A 23,409-nucleotide genomic window follows, 5' to 3' on the forward strand; every position below is an offset into this window, starting at 1 on the left:
ATTTTTTTATATGCAGTTTGCCCCGCACTGTAGGGATCAATGTCCTCGATATCAACCTTGAATATATTTGCGTTTTTACACAAGGCCTGTTTCTTTATGAGTGATACGTACAGCTGAGTCTGTTTTATTGATATGCTGTCCACCAGCACCGCTCGCACGATACGTATCAACACGAATATCATCTGGATTAATAACAATATCTATTTCATCGGTGATTTCCGGAATAACGTCTATAGAAACAAAAGAAGTGTGACGTCTTCCATTTGAATCAAAAGGAGAAAGACGGACAAGTCGGTGTACCCCTTTTTCGGCTTTCAATAACCCATAGGCATTCGTTCCTTTGATCAATAACGTTACACTTTTAATTCCCGCCTCATCACCACTTTGGTAGTCAAGGACCTCGTAAGATAGCCCTTTTTTCTCTATCCAACGTGTGTACATGCGGTAAAGCATTTCGCCCCAGTCTTGAGACTCTGTTCCTCCAGCCCCAGGGTGTAATTCCATGATCGCGTTGTTTTTATCATAAGGGTCACTTAATAGCATGTCTAACTCATATTGATTGATGACCTGATCTAATTCAGCTAAATTAGACTCGATTTCCGATTGTATCTCTTCATCTTCTTCATCTCTCAACATATCGATCAAGATGGCAACCTCTTCAATCATTTCTTCCATGTTTTTAAAAGTTTGATAGGCTTCCTTTTTTTCATTGCCTTCTTTAATAACTTTTTGTGCTTCTTCTTGATTATCCCAAAAAGTAGGGTCAGCCATCTTCTGATCAAATTCAGCGATATCTGTTTCTAATTTTTCTAAGTCAAAGAGACCCCCTAAAGTCTTCAACTTTAAGTTTTGCTGCATTTAATTTATTTGTCATTTCACTTATTTCCATCATTTGCCTCCATTTTATATAGCTGAAAAGGAACAGATAAACTATCCGTTCCTTTTCCAGGTTTAATATTATCCCAATCGTGTGTGTACTTCCTCATCATGCGAGTGAGCCGGTTTCTCGGCTGCGCGATGGGCTTGTTTTTTATTACCATTTGGTGTTGCCTGTTCACGTTTCAAGTTTTGTCTGATTTGAGATTTCATTAATAGACGAGTCACGTCATGCTCGATTTCACCGATCATTTCTTCAAACAAGGTGAAACCTTCTTGCTGATATTCTGTCAATGGATTGAATTGCCCATATGAACGCAGGCCAATTCCTTGTCTTAATTGATCCATCTGATCAATATGATCTGTCCATTTTTTATCAACGACACGCAAGACGACCACTTTTTCAAATTCGAGTACTTGCTCTTTCCCGTTAAGCTGTGCTGTTTTTTGTTCATAATTTGCCAGAGATAAATCGATTAACATTTTCTCGATTTGACCCGCTTCTTTTCCTTTTAAATCTTCGACTGATAAATCATCAGGATGAACCAGCATTGTGTGCGCAAAATCTTCAATGTGTTCTAAATTCCATTTTGAAGAGTCTTCCTGCTGAGTATTCAATTGTACAAAACGTTCTATGGTGCGTTTGATCATAGGAACCGTAACATAATTCAGTGAATCTTCTTCCAATATCACTTCTAAACGCTGAGAATAAATAACCTCACGCTGTTCACGCATAACATCATCATATTTCAGTACGTTACGACGTGTGTCATAGTTGTTTCCTTCCACACGTTTTTGTGCTGATTCCACTTGACGACTGATCATTCGGCTTTGAATGACAGCATCATCTTCGGTAATTTTAAGTTGCTCAAGGACCATGCGGATACGTTCAGATCCAAAACGTTTCATCAAGTCATCTTCAAGGGAAAGATAAAACTGGGAAACTCCAGGGTCGCCTTGACGACCAGAACGCCCTCTTAATTGATTATCGATACGTCTTGATTCATGACGTTCAGTCCCAATAACTGCTAATCCACCCATTTCTTTAACGCCGGGACCTAATTTGATATCTGTCCCACGCCCAGCCATGTTCGTTGCAATCGTGACGGCACCGGGTTGTCCGGCATTCACGACGATCTCAGCTTCACGGAAGTTGTTTTTCGCATTCAAGACTTCGTGTGGAATGCCTTCTCTTTTAAGGAGATCGCTGATCACTTCAGATGTTTCGACAGCCACCGTACCAACGAGGACAGGTTGTCCTCTACCGTGGCGCTCTCTGATATCTTCAGCTACAGCATTAAATTTGCTTTCAAGTGTCGGATAAAGCAAGTCATCACGGTCATCACGGATTAACGGACGGTTGGTCGGAATGGCAATGACATTCATGTTATAAATCTCTCTAAATTCTTCTTCTTCCGTTTTCGCTGTACCTGTCATCCCAGACAACTTTCTATACATACGGAAGTAGTTCTGGAAGGTAATAGTTGCCATCGTTTTAGACTCTTTTTGAATCTCAACATTTTCTTTCGCTTCAATTGCCTGATGTAGGCCATCTGAATAGCGACGCCCCTCCATGAGACGACCTGTAAATTGGTCAACAATTTTCACTGCATTATCAGCCACAACATAATCGATATCACGTAACATGATATAATTCGCACGCAGCGATTGATCGATGTGATGCACCAGGGCCTGGTTTTCAATGTCATACAGGTTGGTAACATGGAAGGTGCTCTCTGCTTTTTCAATGCCTTCTTCAGTTAATGAAATGGATTTAGAAGATAAATCGATCGTGTAATCTTCTTCCTCTTTCAGACCTTTGATGAAGAAATCACAGCGGGCGTAGAAGGATGTTGATTTGTTTGCTTGGCCAGAAATGATCAAAGGTGTCCGTGCTTCATCGACCAAGATCGAGTCGACCTCATCCAGGATAGCAAAATTCAGTGGACGTTGAGCCATTTGTTCTTTGTAAACGACCATATTGTCTCGAAGATAATCGAACCCTAGTTCGTTATTCGTTGAATAGGTGATATCGCAAAGATAGGCTTCTCTTTTCTCGGCAGATGTTTTTGCATTCAAGTTTAACCCAACCGTCAATCCCATCCATCTGTATAATTCGCCCATTTCTTCTGCATCACGCGTAGCCAAGTAATCGTTGACAGTGACGACGTGTACGCCTTCGCCGGAAATAGCGTTCAGGTAAACAGGCATCGTAGCCGTAAGGGTCTTCCCTTCACCCGTTTTCATTTCGGAAATATTCCCTTCATGTAAGGAAATCCCCCCCATTAATTGAACTCTAAACGGGTATAGTCCTAGAACACGGCGTGCGGCTTCTCTTACTGTTGCAAATGTTTCAACAAGTAAGTCGTCTAGTGTTTCGCCTTTTGCGTAACGTTTTTTAAATTCTATAGTTTTCGCTTTTAACTCGTCATCATTTAAAGCTTCCATCTCAGCACTTAATGCTTCGATTTTGTCAGCTGACTTACCGTATCTTTTCAAAACTTTTTTATCGTTTTCAAATATCCTTTTTAATAAATGAGCCATGAATATAAATCTCCTCTATTGTTTCATTTCTACTACTATATATCCGGAATTTATCATACCGTCCAATTATACCATTATTCAGGTTCAAATAAAAGACTTGTTCCCATAAATATAGACAACTCTTTCAATTTTTTTCAATAAAAAAAGACGAGCATATTCGCTCGTCTTTTTTTGAAATTAATCCGTTTCAATCAATCCATATTTTCCATCATTACGTTTGTAAACGATACTGGTACCATTAGTATCAGCGTCTTCAAAAATAAAGAAATTATGTCCAAGCATATCCATTTGCAGGACAGCCTCTTCGGCATCCATTGGTTTTAAGCTTAAACGTTTTGTTCGTACAATTGATGCGCTTAATTCCTCATCTTCATCATCCATGTTTAAGTCTGCCCATAAATCAGCGTCATTAGGTTGAGATACATCCACACCTTGTGAGCGACGGTTCTTGCGGTTGATTTTTGTTTTATATTTTCTCATTTGACGTTCTAGTTTATCGACAACTAAGTCGACGCTTCCATATAAATCTGGGGAAGTTTCCTCCGCACGTAAAACCACATATGGGAGTGGAACAGTGACTTCTACCTTAGCCGTTTTATCAGAATAAGTTTTCAAATTGACATGTGCATTTGCTTCAGGCACATCATTAAAATATTTCTCAATCTTACTGACTTTCTTTTCTACGTACTCTCTTATGGCTTGAGTCACCTCAATGTTTTCGCCTCTAACATTGTATCTAAGCATAATACTTCACCCTTCCAAATCTAGTATAGTCTTGATCATAAAACACTGATCAGTACCATCTCCAAGCAAAACGATTATGTTTGCTTGGTTTAATTATACATGATAGCGTTCCCTTTCTCAACGAAAGTACACTTTACCGAACCACTTAAATTATCTGAACAGAGAAAATGTCTCAATGCGTCTGGGAGAATACTGTTTCAGGGCATCGGCAGCATGAAACAACGTTCGTCCCGTCGTATAAAGATCATCGACTAACAGTATCGAAGCGCCTGTGACAAGTGGTTCCATCTCAGTTTCAAGAACAAAGGGTTGCGGCGTCTTCATTCGGTCAACTTTGTTTTTCTTGGACTGTTTTTCCCCTTGCCCTATGTTTTTAAGAGCTGTTATATAAGGAATCTCGGCACTGTCTAGTAAAAGCTCAATTTGATTGAACCCTCTCATTTGCTTGCTGTCTTGGCTGATAGGAATGGGGATAATACAGGCCTGTTTAGAGATCGGTCTCAAGTGGGCTCGTAACTCATGAGCAAACAAAGACGACAGCTCGCAATCTCCCATAACCTTATATTTTTTCAGGTAAGCTTTGGCAAACTCGTTATAGTAAAACAAACTGCGATGTTTAAAGTCATAATCCGGGTATATTTTTTCCCAGTTCATACAATCCGGACACAAATTATCCTCTGATATTTTTTCGCATCTGCCACACTTGCCAATTCCCTTACTTACAGGCTTCAATTGACTATAACAATGGTCACACATTTTGTTATGCGTGACATTACGGTAAAGCAGATTAGAAAACGAAAAACTATCTTCAACATTTTCAAGGCACCATAAACACTGACTCATTGAATTAGTCCCCTCGTGTGAGCTATGCGATTCATTCGTCTGATTTGTTTCAATGCTTTTTTCATCGCGCGTGACCAGTCCTGATGATAGAATGTCACATTCCCTTCAGGATGATCCTTCGACCGCCCTGCTCTGCCGGAAATTTGTACCAGCGCCGCTTCAGTGTAGACATGATGATCCGCCTGCCAGATAATAACATCTATATTTCCGAAAGTGACACCCCGTTCAAGAATGGTTGTGGTCGCAAGAAAGTCCAGTTCCCCATTCCTCATCTTCTGTACCTTCTCTTTCCGATCAGCATCTTTGGAATGTACAGATTCGAATGTCGCTCTATCAAAAATCCGCCGAAAAAGCGGCTGCATTTTTTCCAGCAATGCTATGGTAGGTATAAAAATCAAAAACCGCTTTTCTTGTCCGATCAATCGTTTCATATGTTTGATCAACCGGCTTTGATCGACGTTTTTATAATTGACTAACTCACTCCTTTGATACACTGCTTTTGGAACCGGTAAGGCATGGCCATGATACCTGGCAGGTAAGATAACTGCCTCTGTCAGATTGTTCTTTATTCTTTCTTGCATATGTTTATCCGGTGTCGCCGTCAAATAAATGAGGCTCGACACCCTTTTCCTGGATCTACTTGTAGCAAAATGAAGCCCTGCATTCATATGATAGGGAAAAGCGTCCACCTCATCGATGATAACCACATCAAACGCCTCCTTAAAGCGGTAAAGCTGATGTGTTGTCGCAATAACGAGTTGGGTATACCGGTACCCTTCTTCTGCTCCACCATATAATACAGCTATCGGGATCTCTGGAAAGACACGCTTTATCCGCGGGGCCAGTTCCAGACACACATCGATACGCGGGGAAGCTATGCAGACACGTTTATTGGCTTCCAATGCTATTTGTATCCCTTTAAAAAGCATTTCCGTCTTTCCGGAACCAGTAACAGCCCAAACGATCAATTCTTTATTTTCACTGATACTTTTTGTGATCACCCCGGAAGCTTCACTTTGTTGATCTGACAACTTTCCATTCCACTTTAAATAGGGCTTTTTGTACGCATCAAACCGATTAGGTTCTGGCAGCGAATACAACTGAGCACATTCCCTTACTTTTCCTAAAGCAATACATTCTCTACAATACAGACAGCAGTTTCCGCATGTGCATGGATACCGTTTAGACGATACGGAACACGTTGAACAGCGTGCACACCTTTTCCTCCCGTTACTGATGACAAAAGCAGGTTCAGCTTGAAAGTGCTTCCTGATTTCTTCAGTCAGTTCATTGTCAATGTCTTCTTTCAGTAAACTTCTTCCGTATACTAACGAATAGTCTATCATTTTTTCTTCATTCCTTAACTAAGTGATTACTACTATTATTTACTTTTTATTGAAAAAATGACTTTTTTGGGTAAAAAAAAAAGCATCAACTGCTTGATGCTTTGAAAATAATAGTATAATAGCAAATTATAGTTTAGTGGATGTCCATTGTCCATGACATCCCGATTGCTCCTTCACCTGTATGAACACCCACAACGGGGCCTAAAAAACTGAAGGTAAATCGTACCTCAGGAAACTTAGCTTCCAAATGTTCCTTAAACGCTTGAGCTTCTTCTTCACAATATGCATGCACGACCGTTGCCACGATAGGATAATCTTTGTTCAATACTGATTCTTCGAGTAACGCTTCGATTTTTCTCAAGGCTTTCTTTTTAGTTCTGATTTTATCGTAGGCAACAATTTCTCCTGCTCTAAAAGTCAGAACGGGCTTGATTTTAAGTGCCGTAGCTACGCCGCCTGCAGCTCTGGAAAGTCGACCACCTTTAATTAAATTGGTCAAGTCATCGACAACAAAATAAATCTCTAATTCTTTTTTAATTTTATCTAGCTGCTCAATGATGTCATTAATAGACTGTCCTTCTTTAGCCAATTTCATTGCAGCTCTCACAAGAAAGGCTTGCCCGGCACCGGCCAGTTCAGAATCATATGGATAAATAGTGATGCCTTCTATTGAGTTAGCCACACTGTAAGCATTTTGAAATGTTCCCGATATTCGACTGGATAAATGTATACTGATGATGGCATCATAGTTGGCTTGTAATTCTTGGTACAGTGTCGTCAAGTCTCCAACTGTCGGTTGCGAACTGGTAGGTAGTTGCTCACATTCTCTCACTTTTTCAAAAAATTCATTTGATGTAATATCCACTTCTTCTTTGAAAACTTCATTTTTAAAAATAACAGACAACGGGACAAAATAAACATCATCTTGTTCATACTCTTCTTTGTTTAAGTATGCTGTACTATCTGTTACAATGGCTATACGCATTTTTTCACCTCATTTCTTTAAGAGTTGACCTGATAAACACCCTTGTACTATAGCATGTATTTCATTATACACCAACTTTGTGACTAATTGAAAGGGACGGAATTATGAAAAATTATCGAACAATCCGTGAGCATGGATCGCACGAAATAAATATAAAGAAATCTCGCTTTATCTGCACACTTAAGCGCACCGAATCAGAAGAAGAAGCTGTCTCTTTTATTGAACAGATAAAAAAAGAACATTTTAAAGCTAGTCACAATTGTTATGCTTATTTAATTGGTGAATCTAATCATATTCAACGCGCTTCGGATGATGGTGAACCGAGCGGTACAGCCGGTGTTCCAATTTTGGAAGTTTTAAAAAAAAGAAACGTCAAAAATATTACGGCTGTTGTGACACGCTATTTTGGTGGAACCAAATTAGGTACCGGCGGACTCATTCGTGCCTACGGACAAGTTACGAACGAAACACTTAATCATATTGGGATCGTTGAAAAACAGCTTCAACAATTCGTTTCTGTTACTGTCTCCTACCCTGTAAGCGCTAAACTCCAGAACCTATTAGCGTCCTCTGCCTACACCGTCCATTCAACTGACTATACAGCAGATGTAACCTTTAATTGTCTTATTCCTATAGAAAAAGCAGAATTGTTTATAAAAGAAACAACAGATTGGACGAGTGGGAATGCCACTTTTGAAACAGGCGCTAAAGCATGGATAGAAGTACCCGTTGCCAATTAAAAAAATAACATCGTTGCAAAATAAGTGCGATTCATGAAATACTTAGGAAAACTGCCTCTTTTTATTCCGTCAGTTTTCCTTCATACATTGACACGTGAGTCATTTAGCATAATAATAGTAAAGAACTGTTTTGCAACTCACTTCAAAGGAGTAAACCTATTGTCTTACCAAACAGATCGGTCTAACGTTTCTCGAACACACGTGAATAATCGAAAGAAGAAAAAGCAACGCATCATTTTAAGTATATTGATTCCACTGTTTACATTTATATTAATTGGTTCAGTTTATTTTGCTAAGCTTTTTGCGACAATTGGAAATGAAATTGACGCATCATTCGCCGAAATAGACCGGCACGGACCAGTTGAGAAAGTTAACCCCATTGATGAACCAGTTTCATTCTTATTTTTAGGTGTAGACAATAATGAAGAGCGTCAGCTCGGTTCAACCCGTGCTGACTCCATTATCTATGCTACCCTCAACCCGATGACACATGAGATGAATATGGTTTCCATTCCTAGAGATACCTTCGTACCGATTAAACATGAAGGAGAAACCGTTCGCTTTGATCGGATCAATGCTGCTTATGCTGTCGGGCAGGAGAGCGCTATGGTTCAAACGGTTGAAGAATGGCTGGATGTTCCTATTCATTATTATGCAACGTTTAATTTTACCGCCTTTCTGGATATTATAGATGAGCTTGGCGGTATCGAAATGGATGTCCCTGTTGCAATACAAGAAATGGATTCCAACGATCAGATGGGTTCGATCGTTCTAGAAAAAGGCTTGCAGACTTTGAACGGTGAAGAGGCTTTGGCATTAGCACGCACACGGAAAATCGACAATGATGTAGAACGTGGCCATCGCCAGCAGTTGATTATTGAAGCTATCATAGAGAAGGCATTGAACCTAGGATCCATCACTAAATATACCGGTATAGCTGAAACTGCCGGTAGCAATATGCAGACCAATATGCGCATGAGCGATATGACGGCCATCGCACAAACCGGCTTAAACGACTCATTCAAGATTACGACACATATCTTTGAATGGTCCAGTTTTACAGAACGAGGAATGGATCTAGTTAAGATTAAACCGGAAAGTTTTAATCTTATTCAAAACGAATTGATAAACTCTTTAAACAAAGACGAAGAATCTACAACGAGCACCAGCAGTACAGCAAATTAAAAAAACTCGCGAATTATGGATAATAATAATTCGTGAGTTTTTTTATTTATTTAATTTTCGAACGAACTCTTTAATTATATTTAAAATAGACCGTTTATCTTCACCAACAAGGCCAATGAGTTCTACAAACAATATGACGCCTATGACCACAAAAAGTGTCAGTAAAACAGAACCAATAAGTGTAGAAAAATTATAGAGCAAAGCAATAATTGAAAAGATGGCAGAAACACTATAAATGGCTAAGACTGTCTGCTTATGTGTCAATCCTATACTCATTAAGCGGTGATGGATATGACTTTTATCTGCGGTAGCAATGGATTGCTTGTTCAGCTTCCGTCTAATTATTGCGAATAAGGTATCCGTTACGGGAATACCCAGGATAATGATAGGTATTCCTAGAGAAATAAGCGTTGCATTTTTTAAGCCTTGTAAAGAAAAAACCCCTATCATAAAACCTAAAAACAAGGCCCCGGTATCTCCAAGAAAAATACTGGCTGGATAAAAATTATACGGCCAAAAACCCGCAATAGCGGCGACTAAAATAAAAATCATCACTGAAACAGAGACCTCTTCAATGGTTAGAAAAAAGAATCCGATTATTCCCATCGTCGTTAGCGCAATCATTGAGATCCCGCTGGCTAAGCCATCTAGACCGTCTATGAGGTTGATGGCGTTAGTAAAACCTACTATCCATAAAATAGTGAACGGAAGTTGTAAAGAACCAAATTGAATCGTACCTAGATATGGAAACGTCATCGTTTGTAACGCGACATCGCCATAGAAATAGATGAGACCAGCGGCTGTGATTATTCCGAATAATTTTAACAAAGGCGATAACTCAAACAAATCATCAATGATTCCCGTTACTATAATAACTGAAGATGCTGCAAATAAAGGAATCAACTGATCATAAGGAATCGGCACCAAGAAAAAGGTAGCCAGATAAAACGACAGATAAATTATTATACCGCCCATGGTCGGCATTCTCTTCTCATGAATCCTTCTGGTTTTCGGCTCCGGATCGTCTACGAGGTCCCATTTATCAGCCAGACGCTTAAATAGTGGCGTTAATATAAGTGAGAGTATCATCGTAAATATACTGACGAGCAGTACAACATACATATCAAACATTATCATTCTCTTTTCATGCTATTTTGGAACCATTATATCATTCTAAACTTTGAAAATACAATTGCAATTAGACGACAACTAGATTAAACTTATAAGAAGATAATATCAATTTCCCCTTTCAGAAAAGAGGTCCCTATGCGATCAGATAAACAAATCGAAAAAAAACAGCGAATAAAATGGCTGAAACGACTATCACTTATTTTAGGCTTACTCCTTTTCTTGATTTTCGGTATCATTGCCGGTTATTACGCTAACGAAGTGAGAGAATTTCTTACCGACTTGAATGAAGAAACACCTGAAGAATTAAGAGACACCAGCAAGCAGGACGATTCACTGAGAGATCTGCACCCCATTTCTTTTCTCATCTTAGGTTTAGATGCTGAAGGCGAAGGAGATACCAGACGATCTGATTCTATCATGGTTGCGACCGTCAATCCGGGAAAAGAGTCAACAAAGATCCTTTCCATCCCTCGTGACACATTGATCACCTTACCTAATAGCAACGAACAAGAGAAATTCAATGCCATTTATCCTATTGATGGTATGACGGGTTTAATCGATTTCGTTGAAGATTATCTGACGATTCCGATTTCTTTTTATGTTACTTTAAACTTTGAAGGCCTCGTTGACTTAGTAGATGCCGTTGGAGGTATTACTGTAAACTCGCCTTTATCCTTCACTGTCCAGGACAGCGATGAAACAGCGGATGCCATTGTGATTGAAGAAGGTATTCAAGATTTGAATGGCGAAGAAGCTCTTGGTTATGCTCGGATGAGAAAGCAGGATCCAAGAGGCGATTTTGGTAGACAAGAACGCCAGCGTGAAGTGATTGAGGCAGTGGTCGATGAACTTCTATCATTTAATTCAGTCACTAATCTCACACCTATCCTTAATGCTATTCGCCCTAATCTGCAGACGAATATGTCGGGTCAGCAAATGATGACGGTTGCTTCTAATTACAGGGATGCAGCCAAAAACATTGAATCTGTTGAACTCTCTGGTGCAGCAGAATACGTTTATTTCCCTTCTTACGGTCACGACTTGTACGTATGGAATCCTTACGAAGAGTCACTAGACGAAGCTCGAAGCACGTTACGTGAACACCTCGAATTAGATCCGTCATCAGAAGAAAATAGTGCTGACGAAATAAATAATTAAAAAAAGAGTGTCCCCCATCTTTAGTAACTAGACCCGAGATATTTTTTATCCGGTTAGTTTATAAAGACAGGTGACATTCTTTTTAGTTACTCTTCGCTTCGATAAAAAATTCATAACGGGTACCAACATACTGTGCTCTGACATATTCAAAAGGCGTTTCTTCCTGAGTGTAACTCACTTGTTTCAATCTTAAGATCGGAGACTCTCTCTTGACTTTCAACATATCGGCTACATACTCAGATGCCCACGTTGCGGATATGACTTGTTCAGCCCGAGCCACATGGTACCCAATATCAGCGAGCGATTGATATAAGTGTTGTTTCAAGTCTTCTTTATCTATTCCATTCACAATGTGATAAGGAATAGTCGCTACCTCAAAACATAAGGGGGTGTCATCCGCATATCGTATGCGTTCCATGATCAACACCTCTTCATCTTGTCTAATTTGTAGTTTTTCGGCTTCGCTCTCACTTGCATGTTTGATATAAAAAGAAACGAGTTTACTCGAGGGGTTTTTTCCCAGTTTTTCAATGGTTTCGGTAAAGCTTGGGATACCACTCAATTTTTCTCTGATTTTATCCGATGCAACAAATGTCCCAGCACCTTGTTTTCGCTCCAGCAAGCCTTCTTCAACTAAAGAACTCACTGCTTGTCTAGCCGTCATCCGACTAACATTAAATTCGGTTGCTAACATCCGTTCAGAAGGTATTTTTTTACCTTTTTCCCATTCTTTTGACAAAACTTTCTGTCTTAATTCATTGTGCATGGCAATATAAACGGGGACTTTTTTTGACATAATCGGTCCTTCCTTACAAGTTATCAACTTCATAAATCATAACTGGCTTGCTGCCTCTTCATCCACAATAATAACGACATCGGGATGTCGTTGTAAAATACTGGCAGGCACATCTTCTACAACAGGTCCATTCACAGCTTTAGCAACAGCTTCTGCTTTACGTTTACCGTAAGCCATCAGAATGATTTTTTTTGCAGCCATAATCGAAGCGATCCCCATCGAATATGCAAATTCAGGCACTTCTTTTTCAGAATCAAAATTCCGCTTATTTGCCTCAATTGTTTCTTTTGTCAGCTCGACTTTATGCGTTTTTGTACTGAACGATGTTCCCGGTTCATTGAAACCGATATGTGCATTCGTACCTATACCTAAAATTTGAACATCGATAGGATACTTTTCCAAAATATCATTATACCGGTTAATTTCAGTTTCTTCTGGTGCTAAACCGTGTGGAATATGTGTTTCTTTAAACGGCTTTTTATCAAACAGTTGCTTCTGCATGAAAGTCTTGTAACTCTGTGGGTGACCCACATCGAGTCCAATATATTCATCCAAATTGATAGCAATTTTATCTGAAAAATCAATATCACTCGCTCTTAATTCTTTGTATAACATTTCCGGCGTGCTACCGGTGGCAAGCCCGAAAACGGTCGCACCCTCATTTACCGCTTTTCGAATAAGTTGAAGCGCTACTTTAGCGCCTTCTTCTTTATCTTTAACAATCTCAATTTTTATATTAGCTGGATTAGTTGAATTCATTAATTTTTCCTCCTAGGATAGTCCGTCTCAATGTCAGGTCTTCATCCAACACGACCATATCTGCATCAAAACTAGGCTTCAATTGTCCTTTAGAAGCTAAATTAAATTCTTTGGCCTGGTTGAATGAGCTCATTTTGACCGCTTCCAACATTGAACAATCTGTAAAAGCCATCATGTTTTTGAAAGCATCCATAAACGTCAACACACTTCCTGCTAATGAACCGTTGCTTAGACGTGCCTGTTTGTCTTTTACAATGACTTTTTGTCCCCCCAGCTCACTTTCACCTTCTGGAAAACCTTTCGCGCGCATAGCATCTGTAATCAATTGAATACCCTCTGCACCTTTTGCTTTATAAGCGAGTTTCACCATTTCTTTCGAAATATGAAAACCATCGACTATCATTTCAACACTTACGTTGTCTTCCAGCAAACCATATCCGCTTACACCGATTTCTCTATGGTGCAAGCCTAACTGACCGTTAAAAAGATGCGTAATGTGCGTGGCTTTTGATTCTTTCAGTTGCTTGTAAGTCGCACCTGAATGGCCTGCAGACAAGATAATATCATTATCTTGACAGTACTCTTCAAAATCTGATACATCGCCCGTTTCTGGTGCGTAGGTGATGAGGCGAATACGTTCTCCACTTAATTCCTGCCATTTTTTCAATGTGTCAAGTTGGGCAACGCGAATATATTCTTCCGGCTGAGCGCCTTTGAATTTTTTTGATATAAAAGGCCCTTCCACATGGATGCCTCTGATCATCGGATTCATACTAGCCGCTTCATTGATTGCTTTTAGAGCAGCCTCAATCTTTTCATCTGACTGTGTCATCGTTGTTGGAAAATAGGAAGTAATACCTTCTTCCAGCATTTTATATGTCATGTCACTGATCTTTTGAGCATCCGCATCCATATTGTCGACACCATAACCACCATGGCTGTGGACATCGATAAATCCCGGTACAATGAAATGGCCGTGTAAATCTGATTCTTCATCATCTGCTTGTTTAGTATAGTGTTCCATTTTACCTACACCGATTATTTCATTAGAGAACCGGATATAGCCGTTTTCAATTTCTCCTTCACCAGTAAAGATATGAGCGTTAATGTATACTTCCGTCACAAATAATCCTCCTTTTTTTTCGTTGCTAAACTGATACGCATCCGCAGCGAGTCTACTTCCAGAAATCGTCAAAGACCGTAACCGGTAAGTGACGCTTATGTTGTGTTTGAAGGTACCATTTTTCGATTTTTTCTGCTGATTCTTTTTTTATTTTTCTACCTTCTAAATAATCATCGATTTCATCATAGGTCACGCCTAAGGCAACCTCATCTGCAATACCAGGCTTATCACTTTCCAGATCAGCTGTTGGCACTTTTCCTATCAAGTGTCCAGGTGCATCGAGCGTTACAAGCAATTGTTTGCCTTGTCTTTTATTTAAACGGAACAACGGATTGATATCTGTCCCCCCGTCACCGTATTTCGTGTAAAAGCCTGTGACTGCTTCTGCTGCGTGGTCTGTGCCTAAAACAACCCCTTTTGTTTCGCCGGCTATCGCATACTGAACGATCATCCGTTCACGTGCTTTTATGTTTCCTTTATTAAAATCACTTAATTTTAAGTCGTTAGCTTCTATACTTTTTTCGGTTGCATCGACGGATGGTTCAATATCTACACGCATCACTTTATCTGGTTGTATCCAGCCAATGGCATCCATCGCATCTGCTTCATCTGCCTGTATCCCATAGGGCACTCTTAGTGCTATAAACAAATACGTCTGATCCCCTGTTTCTTCTCGTAATTCCTCAACAGTCATCTGAGCAAGCTTTCCCAGTAATGTGGAATCTTGTCCACCAGAAACACCTAAAACAAAGGTTTTAAGAAAGGGATGTTTCTGCATATATTCTTTCATAAAATCAATAGACCGGCGAATTTCTTCTTTAGCATCAATAGTAGGTGAAACCTTCATCTCTTCTACTATTCGTTTCTGTAAATCAGACATCATTTCCTATCTACTCTCCTTTATCGTTGACATGTATCATCTTAAAAAAATGATTTTTTATCCGTTATTTTATCTTTTGATATTTCTCTGAACAAATTGATCGTTTCTACTTTTTCATCATATAATCTTTGTGATAAATCAACAGGGTACGGCTCCGGATTCAATAAGCGTTTATGTTCCTCCCATTGTTCTGACAAACTTTCTTTTGCATATTCTTTGATTTCTTCAAGAGAAGGCATGGTATATACCAGCTCTCCATCCACGATGATATCTTGTAACAGCGGACGAGCCTCAAAGTCATCTAGTGTCTTATTTATATATGTGTATTGGGGGTGAAACATAAATAATTCATCCTGCAGGTCCGGACGTTCCTCGGCAAGGGCAATATAATCTCCTTCGGGTTTAACATTATTATGTGAACGAATACGCCAGACCTGTTTCTTCCCTGGCGTGGTGATCTTAGACACATTGGCTGTAAGCTTTAATGTAGGATACATTTTTTCGTCTTCACCTTCAACAGAAACGATTTTATATACCGCTCCTAAAGCCGGCTGATCAAAGGCTGTAATCATTTGTGTGCCCACGCCCCACACATCGATTTTTGCTCCCTGCATCTTAAGATTCAAAATCGTTTCCGCATTCAGATCGTTAGACGCATATATTTTTGCATCAGGGTATCCTGCTTCATTCAATTGTTGTCTCACTCGTTTAGATAGATACGATAAATCTCCAGAATCTAAGCGAACACCCAAAAAGTTGATCTTATCGCCCATTTCTTTAGCCACCCGTATCGCATTAAGTACACCCGAATCAAGCGTATGGTATGTATCCACCAAGAAAACGCAGTCTTTGTGTGTCTCAGCATATGCCTTAAACGCTTCATATTCATCTCTATAGGCTTGCACCAATGCGTGGGCATGTGTCCCAGAAGCGGGTATCCCAAAAATTTTGGCTGCTCTCGTGTTGCTTGTCGCATCACACCCGCCAATATAAGTTGCACGTGCCCCCCATATCGCTGCATCGAACTCCTGTGCTCGTCTCGCACCAAATTCCAGGACAGGGTCGTCACCGGCTGCGCTCTTTATTTGAGAGGCTTTGGTAGCGATGAGTGTTTGAAAATTAACGATATTAAGCAATGCTGTTTCTATTAATTGACAATCTGCAATGGGGCCTTCAACTTGAAGTAAAGGTTCGTCCGCAAAGGCAACTTCTCCTTCTTTGAAGGCACGAATGGTTCCCTTGAATGTCCAATTTTCCAAGTACTCTAGAAAATCTTCCGGAAAATCTTTGACTTCTTTTAAATACTTAATATCCGATTCACTAAATTTAAGATTTGTAATATAATCCACGACTCTTTCAAGGCCGGCAAACACCGTGTAGCCTATTCCAAAAGGATTATCTCGATAATAAACTTCAAAAACAGCCGTATTTAAGTGATTCTCTTTTTTCCAATAAGTATAAATCATATTTAATTCGTAAAAATCTGTATGCAATGCCATACTATCATCTGCATAGGTCTGAAACATCATTTTTCCTCCTAGCTATATATGGTGACTCTGTAGTGAAGTATACCATAATTTGCGCTTTCCCGCGTTGAGTCTATTTTAATCAGAGGCATACCTACAGCCACCAAAAACAAAAAACCAAAAATAGAAACTTACTCTATTTTTGGTTTTTTTCTATAATTTCCTGATAAAAGCTTTTCACTTTTTTTGCCTGTTGTTCAATTGAAAACCGTATTGCCCAGGCATGAAGGTTCTTTCCTTTTTCGCTTAACTGATCTTTTTTCCAGAGTGAATAGGCTTGCGATAAGGCTTCTTTTAATTCTTCGTTATTATGAGGGGGGACGAGCCAACCCATACTTGAATCTTTGATCACTTCTCTGACATCTCCTACATCTGTGGCAACGGCGGGTACTTTTTCATCGGCTGCTTCAAGTAATATCAAAGGAAAGCCTTCGCTCAGAGAGGGGAGAACAAAGATATCCGCCTGATGCATTTCTTCCCTGATTTCGGTTGAAGAAAGCCAGCCTTTAAAGTTTAAATTCCCAGACAAACCATAGTCTCTTCCGCGTGTCTGCAAACGCACCCTTTCTTCACCGTCACCACAGATTATCCATTGCCATTCTTCAAATTCAACTGTCTTTAAAACGTCCATCAAGTTAGAGTAACCTTTGATTTTATTAAGTCTACCTACAGTAATCAACGTAAATACCTCTGATCGTCTCCTAGAATGCTGTTCGGCCGATTCAGAAAATCTTATGCCGTTGTGTATGACTTTAATGCCATCGCTTGAAACCCCAAAAGAATGTAACACTTCCTTTATTTCATTGGAGACAGTTATGATGCCGTCTGCTCTTTTAAAAGTCAGACGGTGAATCCTTTCAAACGCTTTTCCTTTGATTCCTCTATCTTTAAAATCTAATAAAGGATGACTATGCACGGTCATTATCCAATACACGTGTATAAAAGGATCTAAGAGAGCTATGAGCGTGTTTGCTCGCGGTCCATGGGTGTGTAAAATCGTGTAACCTTGTTCTTCGATAAATCGTCGCAAACGGTACAATACTTTGATGTCAAAGCGATTTTTTTGTTCAAAAACATATACTGGAATGCCCTCTTCACGTGCTGCTTTAGCTACGGGACCTTCTTCAAAGACGAGCAAGTCGACATCATCCTTTTCAAATTCTTTAAGCAAGGAGATGATGTGTGTGAGGCCACCCCCGAATTCGTTCCCAGCATTTATATACGCAATTTTCATAAACTCTTTTCTTTCTTATTCTGTTTGTAAACTTCCTGCAAAAATTTTGGCAATACGGCCATACGTTTATACCTCGATGGCTGTTTGATCAACCGATACAGCCATTCGATATGAAAAGATTGAACGAATTTTGGTGCACGCTTGGTTTTACCGGACAAGACGTCAAAGCTGCCACCTACGCCTACTGCTATTCCATGAGATACTTGACTAAGATAGCGACTGATCCATTTTTCTTGTCTAGGAAAACCAAACGCCACAAATACAATATCAGGATGAGTGTTTTTCACTCTGTCGATCATTTCCGGATCATCGTGATCAAAATACCCGTGATGATAACCGACAATATTAATATGAGGCCATTTGTTTTTCACCTTTTCAATGGTAAGTTCTAAAGTTTCTTCTTTAGCACCTATAAAATAAACGTTTTTCTTTTCTAAATCAGCGATTTCAAGCAAACCGAGCATCAACTCAAATCCGGGGACGCGTTCTTGAATAGGCGTGCCTAATTTATGAGAGGCTTTAACGATACCAATACCATCAGGCGCGATATAATCTGCCTGCATCAACAAATCATAATAATCTTTGTTATTTTTTGCATACATAACAATCTCTGGATTGGCGGTCACTAAAAATGTCTTTTGATGCGTATTTAGTCGTTCATTTAAATTTTTCAGGAATTCTTTCCGAGTCATATTATCGAAGGGGATTCCTAGAATCATCACTTTACTTTGCATCATATGTCCATCCATTCTGCTAACTTTTCGCTCTATTTTCTTGTTTAGAGGCCTATCTTACCGCACGCCATTCAATCTGTCTATCTAGTCTGACAAGACATTGTTTTTTCCATTTTGTTTTGCTTTGTATAATAAGCGATCGGCACGATTGAATAGTTGACTGACCGTTTCACTGGGTTCGTATTCAGCCACTCCCGAACTACTCGTCACTTCGGCCGGTTCACTAAATTCTCGACTATTAAAAGCTACCCTAATTTGTTCAGCGATTTGACGTGCTTTACTTTTCTTGATATCGGGCAACACGATCAAAAATTTCCCTCCTTCAAATGTGCCAGCATAATAATCCACTTGAATGATTTCCTTAATAACCGCTGCTGCTTCTTTGATCAATTCGTCCCCTAATAACGGTCCGAACAAAGAATTCTGATGTTCTAAATTATCAATATCGATTAAAATCATTGAAACGGTCTGTCGCTTTTCTCTATTGACTTCAGAAATGATTTGTCCCAGCTTAACAAGGATATTTGTTCGGTTAAGTAGACCGGTCAACTTATCTAGTTTAGAGATCTGTTGCCATTCTTTATTAGCTTTGAGCAGCACCTGTTTTTCTGCTTCATACTTCGTAACATCAAAAACAATACCAGTGAGAAATAAAGGTTCTCCCGTTTCGCTCCGTTGCGTTACTTTCCCACGGTCATAATAGGTTTTATAAGAGCCATCTTTTGATCGGATACGGTATCTCACTTCATAAACAGGCACTTTGTCTGCTAGATGATCCCTCATTGTCTGCATCACGCGCTCGTAGTCTTCGGGGTGTAAGCGATCGGTAAAAAATTGAAAATCAACGTATTCAGGTAACTCTTCTCTTTTAAAACCTAAAGATTCAGCTTTCATTGGATTGAAGGCTACTTTGTTTTCCTTTAAGTCCCAAAACCAATGACCCAAATTACCTATCCATGAGAATTCCAGTGAATCTTGTTGATGCTGTAAATCAAGGAGTTCTTTATTTAAACGTTTTACAGCAGCTAATTCATTTTTCAACAGGTCGATTTCTCTTTGCTGATCAGTGTCCGCCATCTTATTGTCTCCTTTTCTTAAGTATAGTATAGGTTGTCATTCTTTTATTTCCCGTATTCAAAGCTTTTCAATTCAAAAAAATGATAGCCACGAAACTGTCACCCTCCGACAGGAATATGACGATTTGCTGGACTGGACATCAATCTTTTTTTTCGATTTCAATGAGTTCGATTTGCAGGGGGAAACTTTCCATAATAGGCCCTTCATGAGTCACTACGACTTCATCGCCTACTTGAAAATCCAAATCAGCTTCAGCTCGGATGCTTACTTCAGAACCTGACCGTCTTATTTCTTCGTCTTCAAACGGCTCTACGATAACATAAGACTCTTCCACACTAATGATCGTCCCTTCAAATGTCGGGTGATTTCCGTCTGCTTGACATCCATTTAAAATAAAGAGAAAAGTAAAAATAAAAACTGCGACGGCTGTCTTCATTCCATTACCTCCAATTAAACTTAATGTTTTTTCAGCAATAACTGATCTATGAAATGTTCCGTTGTCTTGTGTAAAATCATGTCCGCCCTGAACCGAGTGGGTAAAATATATTCTTCTAAATTTTTCAAATTGATTGTTTTCCAGACATTTCTCGCCATCTCGAAAGCTTCTTTCTTATCTCCTGTAGCATATGGATAATAATAATTAGAAGGATCCTTGAATGCTGTCTTTAAAAGTAAGCCGAACCGTTCCAAATACCAATTTTCAATTTTATGTGGTTCAGCATCGACATAAAAACTGAAATCAAAAAAATCACTCACAAAGATTTTTTCATTTGCCGGCAATTGCAGAACATTGATTCCCTCGACAATGAGAATATCTGGTTGATCGATAATTTCAAATTTATCAGGAACAATATTGTATAAACGATGGGAATAAAGCGGGACCTCAATGTTTCTTCGTCCACTTTTGACGTCTCCCATAAAACTTATGAGGCGATGCATATCATAACTTTCCGGAAAACCTTTACGGTTAAGAATGTTACGCTCTTTCAATACTTCGTTTGAATACAAAAACCCATCTGTTGTAATGAGACTGACCTTCTGATCAGGATAGGCGCGCGCCATCATTGCTTGGAGAAAACGTGCCAGTGTGCTCTTCCCTACGGCCACACTGCCAGCTATCCCAATGATATACGGATCTTTTTTTTGAGGTTTGCTCAAAAACCGTTTAATCTCGCTTTGCCTTTCATGATAATATTTAATGTACTTATTCAATATCTCTAAGATGGGCAAGTAAATTTCTTTCACGTCCGTCACCGAAACGTTATCATTCAAGGAACGCAGTGCTTCTACTTCATTGTCTGTCAACATCATTTTTTTATTTTTATTTAATTCTTTCCATTCTTCCCGGTTAATAATGTAAAAGGAATCCGATTCTTTCATGCGGTTGCCTCCGCTCTCCATGTATTTATCTTACCCAGTTTACCAAATTCTTATCCGCTTTCACAACACTCTCTTACAATCTGTAAAAATATAATTCTTAATTGAATTTTAAAGATAAATTGATATGATAAAATTGACTGACTGCATATGATAGACTATGATACAAAAGATATAGTTCAACAGTTCAAATTTTATAAACACTAACTTGTAAAGAGGTGACTCTATGAAAACCTTGCCCGATAAAGCCACCGGCATTGCTCACGGAAAAATCATACTGATGGGTGAACACGCTGTTGTATACGGCGAACCGGCTATTGCCTTCCCTTTTATGGCGACACCTGTAGAAGTGAAAATAGAAAAAGCAGCCACACCGACTCAAATCATATCGAGTTATTATCAAGGGCCACTGTATGAAGCACCTCGATCCTTAAATAACTTAGGCGTCCTAATACAAACAATATGTAAAGATTTAAACCAGTCTTCTGATCATTTATCTATTACCATAACTAGTTCTATCCCTGCTGAAAGAGGCATGGGTTCAAGCGCAGCTGTTGCTACGGCTCTTGTCCGTGCACTTTTCGCTTATTATGATGAGTCACTTAACACATCTCAGCTGCTAAAGTATGTCGATTTATCCGAAAAAATTGCACACGGTGATCCCAGCGGTATAGATGCTCGTGTAACAAGTAGTGATGTGCCCATATTTTACCAGAAAGGGAGCGTCTTTGAACCGTTCACTTTAAATATTTCCGGATATTTAATTGCATCAGATACTGGCTTGCAGGGACAAACACGCCAAACTGTCGAAGATGTTGCCGAACAGGTCAAATGTTCTCCAGATCAGACATTGACTCTAATTAAACGGCTCGGACAGCTGACACTTCAAGCCAAAGAAGCGATAGAAAAAAATCAGAAGGTGACTCTGGGCCATCTAATGACACAAGCTCATGAAGTGTTGCAACAATTACATGTAAGCAATGATAGGCTGGACCGGCTTGTAGATACCGCTCTCAGTCATGGCGCTTTAGGTGCCAAACTTACTGGCGGCGGACGCGGTGGCTGTATGATCGCATTAACTCGCACAAAAAAAGAAGCAGAATTCATCTCAAATAAATTAATGGAGCAGGGAGCAGTAAATACCTGGATCCATGCGTTAGGAGCAGACAATGAAGAGTGAATGGGTACGCGCACACACAAATATTGCGCTGATTAAATACTGGGGCAAAGAAAACGAAGAATTGATCATTCCAATGAATAATTCTCTTTCTTTGACTTTGGATGCTTTTTATACAGAAACAAAAGTAACGTTTGATGAAAACTTGAAAACAGATGAGTTTTATCTAGACGACATGATCCAAGATTTAGCTGAGCTGGAAAAAGTCAAAACTGTTTTAAACATCGTCCGGGGCAAAGCCGGCATCAAAGCGAGAGCAAAAGTTGAAAGTCATAATCATGTCCCCACCGCTGCCGGCTTAGCCTCTTCCGCATCGGGCTTAGCAGCTTTGGCAGGCGCGGCAAGTTTAGCGGCAGGACTTGATTTATCCGAAAGAGAGCTATCTAAATTAGCCAGACGAGGATCCGGATCTGCTTCAAGAAGCATCTACGGCGGGTTCGCCGAATGGCAAAAAGGGACGAACGACGATACCTCTTACGCTGTTCCTATCGATGACGCAAATTGGGATATTGGGATGCTCTTTATTGTCGTGAATGATAAGAAAAAAGAAGTATCCAGTCGCGAAGGCATGCTGAGAACCGTCAAAACCTCCCCCTTCTATCAAGGCTGGTTGAATACGCTGGATGCTGACTTGAGTGCGATAAAAGATGCCATCGATCAGCAGGACCTTCATGCGGTCGGTGCCATTGCTGAACGCAACGCCCTGAAGATGCATGCCACAACCTTGGGAGCAAATCCCCCCTTTACCTACTGGTCTCCTGACAGCATGAAAGCGATGGATGCGGTGAGAGACTTACGTGAAAAAGGTTATTCCGTCCATTTCACTATGGATGCCGGCCCCAATGTAAAACTCATCTGCAAACAGTCGCAATTAGCAGAAATCAAATCACACTTACTTAAAGACTTTTCAGAAAGTCAGCTTATCGAAGCAAAACCCGGTCCCGGACTACACGTCGTTTCAAAGCTAAGTAATTGATTATATGAAAAGGTGACGATATGAAACAGGCACAAGCAAAATCCCCAGGAAAATTATATATCGCCGGAGAATATGCGGTCACTGAACCAGGATACCCGGCTGTGATCGTAGCGGTTGATCGATTTATCACCGTTTCGTTGTCGCCATCCGATAACGATTACGGGATGATAAACTCTCCTCAACTTTCTAACAACACGC

21 protein-coding genes and 2 pseudogenes are annotated in these 23,409 nt (G+C 39.8%); 6 read left to right on the forward strand and 17 right to left on the reverse strand.

The window, feature by feature from the left end:
* Positions 1-78: 78 nt before the first annotated feature.
* The 6 genes and pseudogenes from R6U02_RS03010 to R6U02_RS03035 all read right to left on the reverse strand — a co-directional run.
* Positions 79-889: pseudogene (locus R6U02_RS03010) on the reverse strand (PCRF domain-containing protein); the annotation flags it as partial.
* A 68-nt stretch (positions 890-957) separates the two neighbouring features.
* On the reverse strand, positions 958-3,420 hold the full coding sequence (gene secA / locus R6U02_RS03015) for a preprotein translocase subunit SecA (RefSeq protein WP_410262158.1): 2,463 nt from the start codon (positions 3,418-3,420) through the stop codon (positions 958-960).
* Positions 3,421-3,597: 177 nt separating this feature from the next.
* Positions 3,598-4,164 carry a ribosome hibernation-promoting factor, HPF/YfiA family gene (gene hpf / locus R6U02_RS03020; RefSeq protein WP_410262159.1) on the reverse strand — a complete coding sequence of 189 codons (567 nt, stop codon included), beginning with the start codon at positions 4,162-4,164 and terminating at the stop codon, positions 3,598-3,600.
* A gap of 150 nt (positions 4,165-4,314) precedes the next feature.
* Positions 4,315-5,007 (reverse strand): ComF family protein, encoded by a 693-nt coding sequence (locus tag R6U02_RS03025; RefSeq protein WP_410262160.1) that lies wholly within the window; start codon positions 5,005-5,007, stop codon positions 4,315-4,317.
* Positions 5,004-6,353 (reverse strand): DEAD/DEAH box helicase, encoded by a 1,350-nt coding sequence (locus R6U02_RS03030; RefSeq protein WP_410262161.1) that lies wholly within the window; start codon positions 6,351-6,353, stop codon positions 5,004-5,006. The genes R6U02_RS03025 and R6U02_RS03030 overlap by 4 nt, the downstream gene beginning before the upstream one ends.
* Positions 6,354-6,486: 133 nt before the next feature.
* Positions 6,487-7,338 carry a DegV family protein gene (locus tag R6U02_RS03035; RefSeq protein WP_410262162.1) on the reverse strand — a complete coding sequence of 284 codons (852 nt, stop codon included), beginning with the start codon at positions 7,336-7,338 and terminating at the stop codon, positions 6,487-6,489.
* Between the two features lie 101 nt (positions 7,339-7,439).
* Here R6U02_RS03035 and R6U02_RS03040 point away from each other — a divergent pair, with 101 nt between their 5' ends.
* Positions 7,440-8,078 carry a YigZ family protein gene (locus R6U02_RS03040; RefSeq protein WP_410262176.1) on the forward strand — a complete coding sequence of 213 codons (639 nt, stop codon included), beginning with the start codon at positions 7,440-7,442 and terminating at the stop codon, positions 8,076-8,078.
* 159 nt (positions 8,079-8,237) lie between these two features.
* Entirely contained in the window at positions 8,238-9,263 is a 1,026-nt protein-coding gene (locus R6U02_RS03045) for an LCP family protein (protein WP_410262163.1), read from the forward strand.
* Between the two features lie 42 nt (positions 9,264-9,305).
* On the opposite strand, the gene R6U02_RS03050 is transcribed toward R6U02_RS03045, so the two are convergent.
* Positions 9,306-10,394: a glycosyltransferase family 4 protein gene (locus R6U02_RS03050; protein ID WP_410262164.1), complete on the reverse strand. Its 1,089-nt coding sequence runs from the start codon at positions 10,392-10,394 to the stop codon at positions 9,306-9,308.
* A 135-nt stretch (positions 10,395-10,529) separates the two neighbouring features.
* Between R6U02_RS03050 and R6U02_RS03055 the strand changes: the two genes are divergently transcribed.
* A complete protein-coding gene (locus R6U02_RS03055) occupies positions 10,530-11,552 on the forward strand; it encodes an LCP family protein (protein WP_410262165.1) in 1,023 nt (340 codons plus the stop codon).
* An 82-nt stretch (positions 11,553-11,634) separates the two neighbouring features.
* On the opposite strand, the gene R6U02_RS03060 is transcribed toward R6U02_RS03055, so the two are convergent.
* From R6U02_RS03060 to coaA, 10 genes are all read right to left on the reverse strand, one after another.
* A complete protein-coding gene (locus R6U02_RS03060; protein ID WP_410262166.1) occupies positions 11,635-12,348 on the reverse strand; it encodes a GntR family transcriptional regulator in 714 nt (237 codons plus the stop codon).
* Between the two features lie 36 nt (positions 12,349-12,384).
* A complete protein-coding gene (locus R6U02_RS03065; protein WP_410262167.1) occupies positions 12,385-13,107 on the reverse strand; it encodes a glucosamine-6-phosphate deaminase in 723 nt (240 codons plus the stop codon).
* Positions 13,094-14,230 (reverse strand): N-acetylglucosamine-6-phosphate deacetylase, encoded by a 1,137-nt coding sequence (nagA, locus tag R6U02_RS03070; RefSeq protein ID WP_410262168.1) that lies wholly within the window; start codon positions 14,228-14,230, stop codon positions 13,094-13,096. The genes R6U02_RS03065 and nagA overlap by 14 nt, the downstream gene beginning before the upstream one ends.
* 52 nt (positions 14,231-14,282) lie before the next feature.
* Positions 14,283-15,110, reverse strand: coding sequence for an ammonia-dependent NAD(+) synthetase (gene nadE / locus R6U02_RS03075; protein ID WP_410262177.1), 828 nt, complete (start codon positions 15,108-15,110; stop codon positions 14,283-14,285).
* 41 nt (positions 15,111-15,151) lie between these two features.
* Positions 15,152-16,636: a nicotinate phosphoribosyltransferase gene (locus tag R6U02_RS03080; RefSeq protein ID WP_410262169.1), complete on the reverse strand. Its 1,485-nt coding sequence runs from the start codon at positions 16,634-16,636 to the stop codon at positions 15,152-15,154.
* 136 nt (positions 16,637-16,772) lie between these two features.
* A complete protein-coding gene (locus R6U02_RS03085; protein ID WP_410262170.1) occupies positions 16,773-17,870 on the reverse strand; it encodes a glycosyltransferase family 4 protein in 1,098 nt (365 codons plus the stop codon).
* Positions 17,867-18,607, reverse strand: a complete 741-nt coding sequence (locus tag R6U02_RS03090; protein WP_410262171.1) for a WecB/TagA/CpsF family glycosyltransferase — start codon at positions 18,605-18,607, stop codon at positions 17,867-17,869. Before R6U02_RS03090 ends, R6U02_RS03085 begins: the two co-directional genes overlap by 4 nt.
* An 81-nt stretch (positions 18,608-18,688) precedes the next feature.
* Entirely contained in the window at positions 18,689-19,681 is a 993-nt protein-coding gene (locus R6U02_RS03095) for a diguanylate cyclase domain-containing protein (protein ID WP_410262172.1), read from the reverse strand.
* Between the two features lie 139 nt (positions 19,682-19,820).
* Positions 19,821-20,117 (reverse strand): hypothetical protein, encoded by a 297-nt coding sequence (locus R6U02_RS03100; protein WP_410262173.1) that lies wholly within the window; start codon positions 20,115-20,117, stop codon positions 19,821-19,823.
* A 20-nt stretch (positions 20,118-20,137) separates the two neighbouring features.
* Positions 20,138-21,061, reverse strand: a complete 924-nt coding sequence (coaA, locus tag R6U02_RS03105; RefSeq protein ID WP_410262174.1) for a type I pantothenate kinase — start codon at positions 21,059-21,061, stop codon at positions 20,138-20,140.
* Positions 21,062-21,293: 232 nt separating this feature from the next.
* Between coaA and mvk the strand changes: the two genes are divergently transcribed.
* The 3 genes and pseudogenes from mvk to R6U02_RS03120 form a co-directional block, all read left to right on the forward strand.
* On the forward strand, positions 21,294-22,238 hold the full coding sequence (gene mvk / locus R6U02_RS03110) for a mevalonate kinase (RefSeq protein WP_410262178.1): 945 nt from the start codon (positions 21,294-21,296) through the stop codon (positions 22,236-22,238).
* Complete coding sequence (gene mvaD, locus R6U02_RS03115) at positions 22,228-23,211, forward strand: diphosphomevalonate decarboxylase (RefSeq protein WP_410262175.1); 984 nt, start codon at positions 22,228-22,230, stop codon at positions 23,209-23,211. Before mvk ends, mvaD begins: the two co-directional genes overlap by 11 nt.
* A 20-nt stretch (positions 23,212-23,231) precedes the next feature.
* Positions 23,232-23,409: pseudogene (locus tag R6U02_RS03120) on the forward strand (phosphomevalonate kinase); the annotation flags it as partial.

Origin of the sequence: Alkalibacterium sp., from assembly GCF_046484155.1 — a bacterium.
Lineage (GTDB): Bacteria > Bacillota > Bacilli > Lactobacillales > Carnobacteriaceae_A > Alkalibacterium.

Excerpts from the sequence above, each read along its gene's own strand:
- secA (WP_410262158.1), bottom strand. The coding sequence starts at position 3,420 with ATGGCTCATTTATTAAAAAGGATATTTGAAAACGATAAAAAAGTTTTG.
- hpf (WP_410262159.1), bottom strand. The coding sequence starts at position 4,164 with ATGCTTAGATACAATGTTAGAGGCGAAAACATTGAGGTGACTCAAGCC.
- R6U02_RS03025 (WP_410262160.1), bottom strand. The coding sequence starts at position 5,007 with ATGAGTCAGTGTTTATGGTGCCTTGAAAATGTTGAAGATAGTTTTTCG.
- R6U02_RS03030 (WP_410262161.1), bottom strand. The coding sequence starts at position 6,353 with ATGATAGACTATTCGTTAGTATACGGAAGAAGTTTACTGAAAGAAGAC.
- R6U02_RS03035 (WP_410262162.1), bottom strand. The coding sequence starts at position 7,338 with ATGCGTATAGCCATTGTAACAGATAGTACAGCATACTTAAACAAAGAA.
- R6U02_RS03050 (WP_410262164.1), bottom strand. The coding sequence starts at position 10,394 with ATGTTTGATATGTATGTTGTACTGCTCGTCAGTATATTTACGATGATA.
- R6U02_RS03055 (WP_410262165.1), top strand. The coding sequence starts at position 10,530 with ATGCGATCAGATAAACAAATCGAAAAAAAACAGCGAATAAAATGGCTG.
- R6U02_RS03060 (WP_410262166.1), bottom strand. The coding sequence starts at position 12,348 with ATGTCAAAAAAAGTCCCCGTTTATATTGCCATGCACAATGAATTAAGA.
- R6U02_RS03065 (WP_410262167.1), bottom strand. The coding sequence starts at position 13,107 with ATGAATTCAACTAATCCAGCTAATATAAAAATTGAGATTGTTAAAGAT.
- nadE (WP_410262177.1), bottom strand. The coding sequence starts at position 15,110 with ATGTCTGATTTACAGAAACGAATAGTAGAAGAGATGAAGGTTTCACCT.
- R6U02_RS03080 (WP_410262169.1), bottom strand. The coding sequence starts at position 16,636 with ATGTTTCAGACCTATGCAGATGATAGTATGGCATTGCATACAGATTTT.
- R6U02_RS03085 (WP_410262170.1), bottom strand. The coding sequence starts at position 17,870 with ATGAAAATTGCGTATATAAATGCTGGGAACGAATTCGGGGGTGGCCTC.
- R6U02_RS03090 (WP_410262171.1), bottom strand. The coding sequence starts at position 18,607 with ATGATGCAAAGTAAAGTGATGATTCTAGGAATCCCCTTCGATAATATG.
- R6U02_RS03095 (WP_410262172.1), bottom strand. The coding sequence starts at position 19,681 with ATGGCGGACACTGATCAGCAAAGAGAAATCGACCTGTTGAAAAATGAA.
- R6U02_RS03100 (WP_410262173.1), bottom strand. The coding sequence starts at position 20,117 with ATGAAGACAGCCGTCGCAGTTTTTATTTTTACTTTTCTCTTTATTTTA.
- coaA (WP_410262174.1), bottom strand. The coding sequence starts at position 21,061 with ATGAAAGAATCGGATTCCTTTTACATTATTAACCGGGAAGAATGGAAA.
- mvaD (WP_410262175.1), top strand. The coding sequence starts at position 22,228 with ATGAAGAGTGAATGGGTACGCGCACACACAAATATTGCGCTGATTAAA.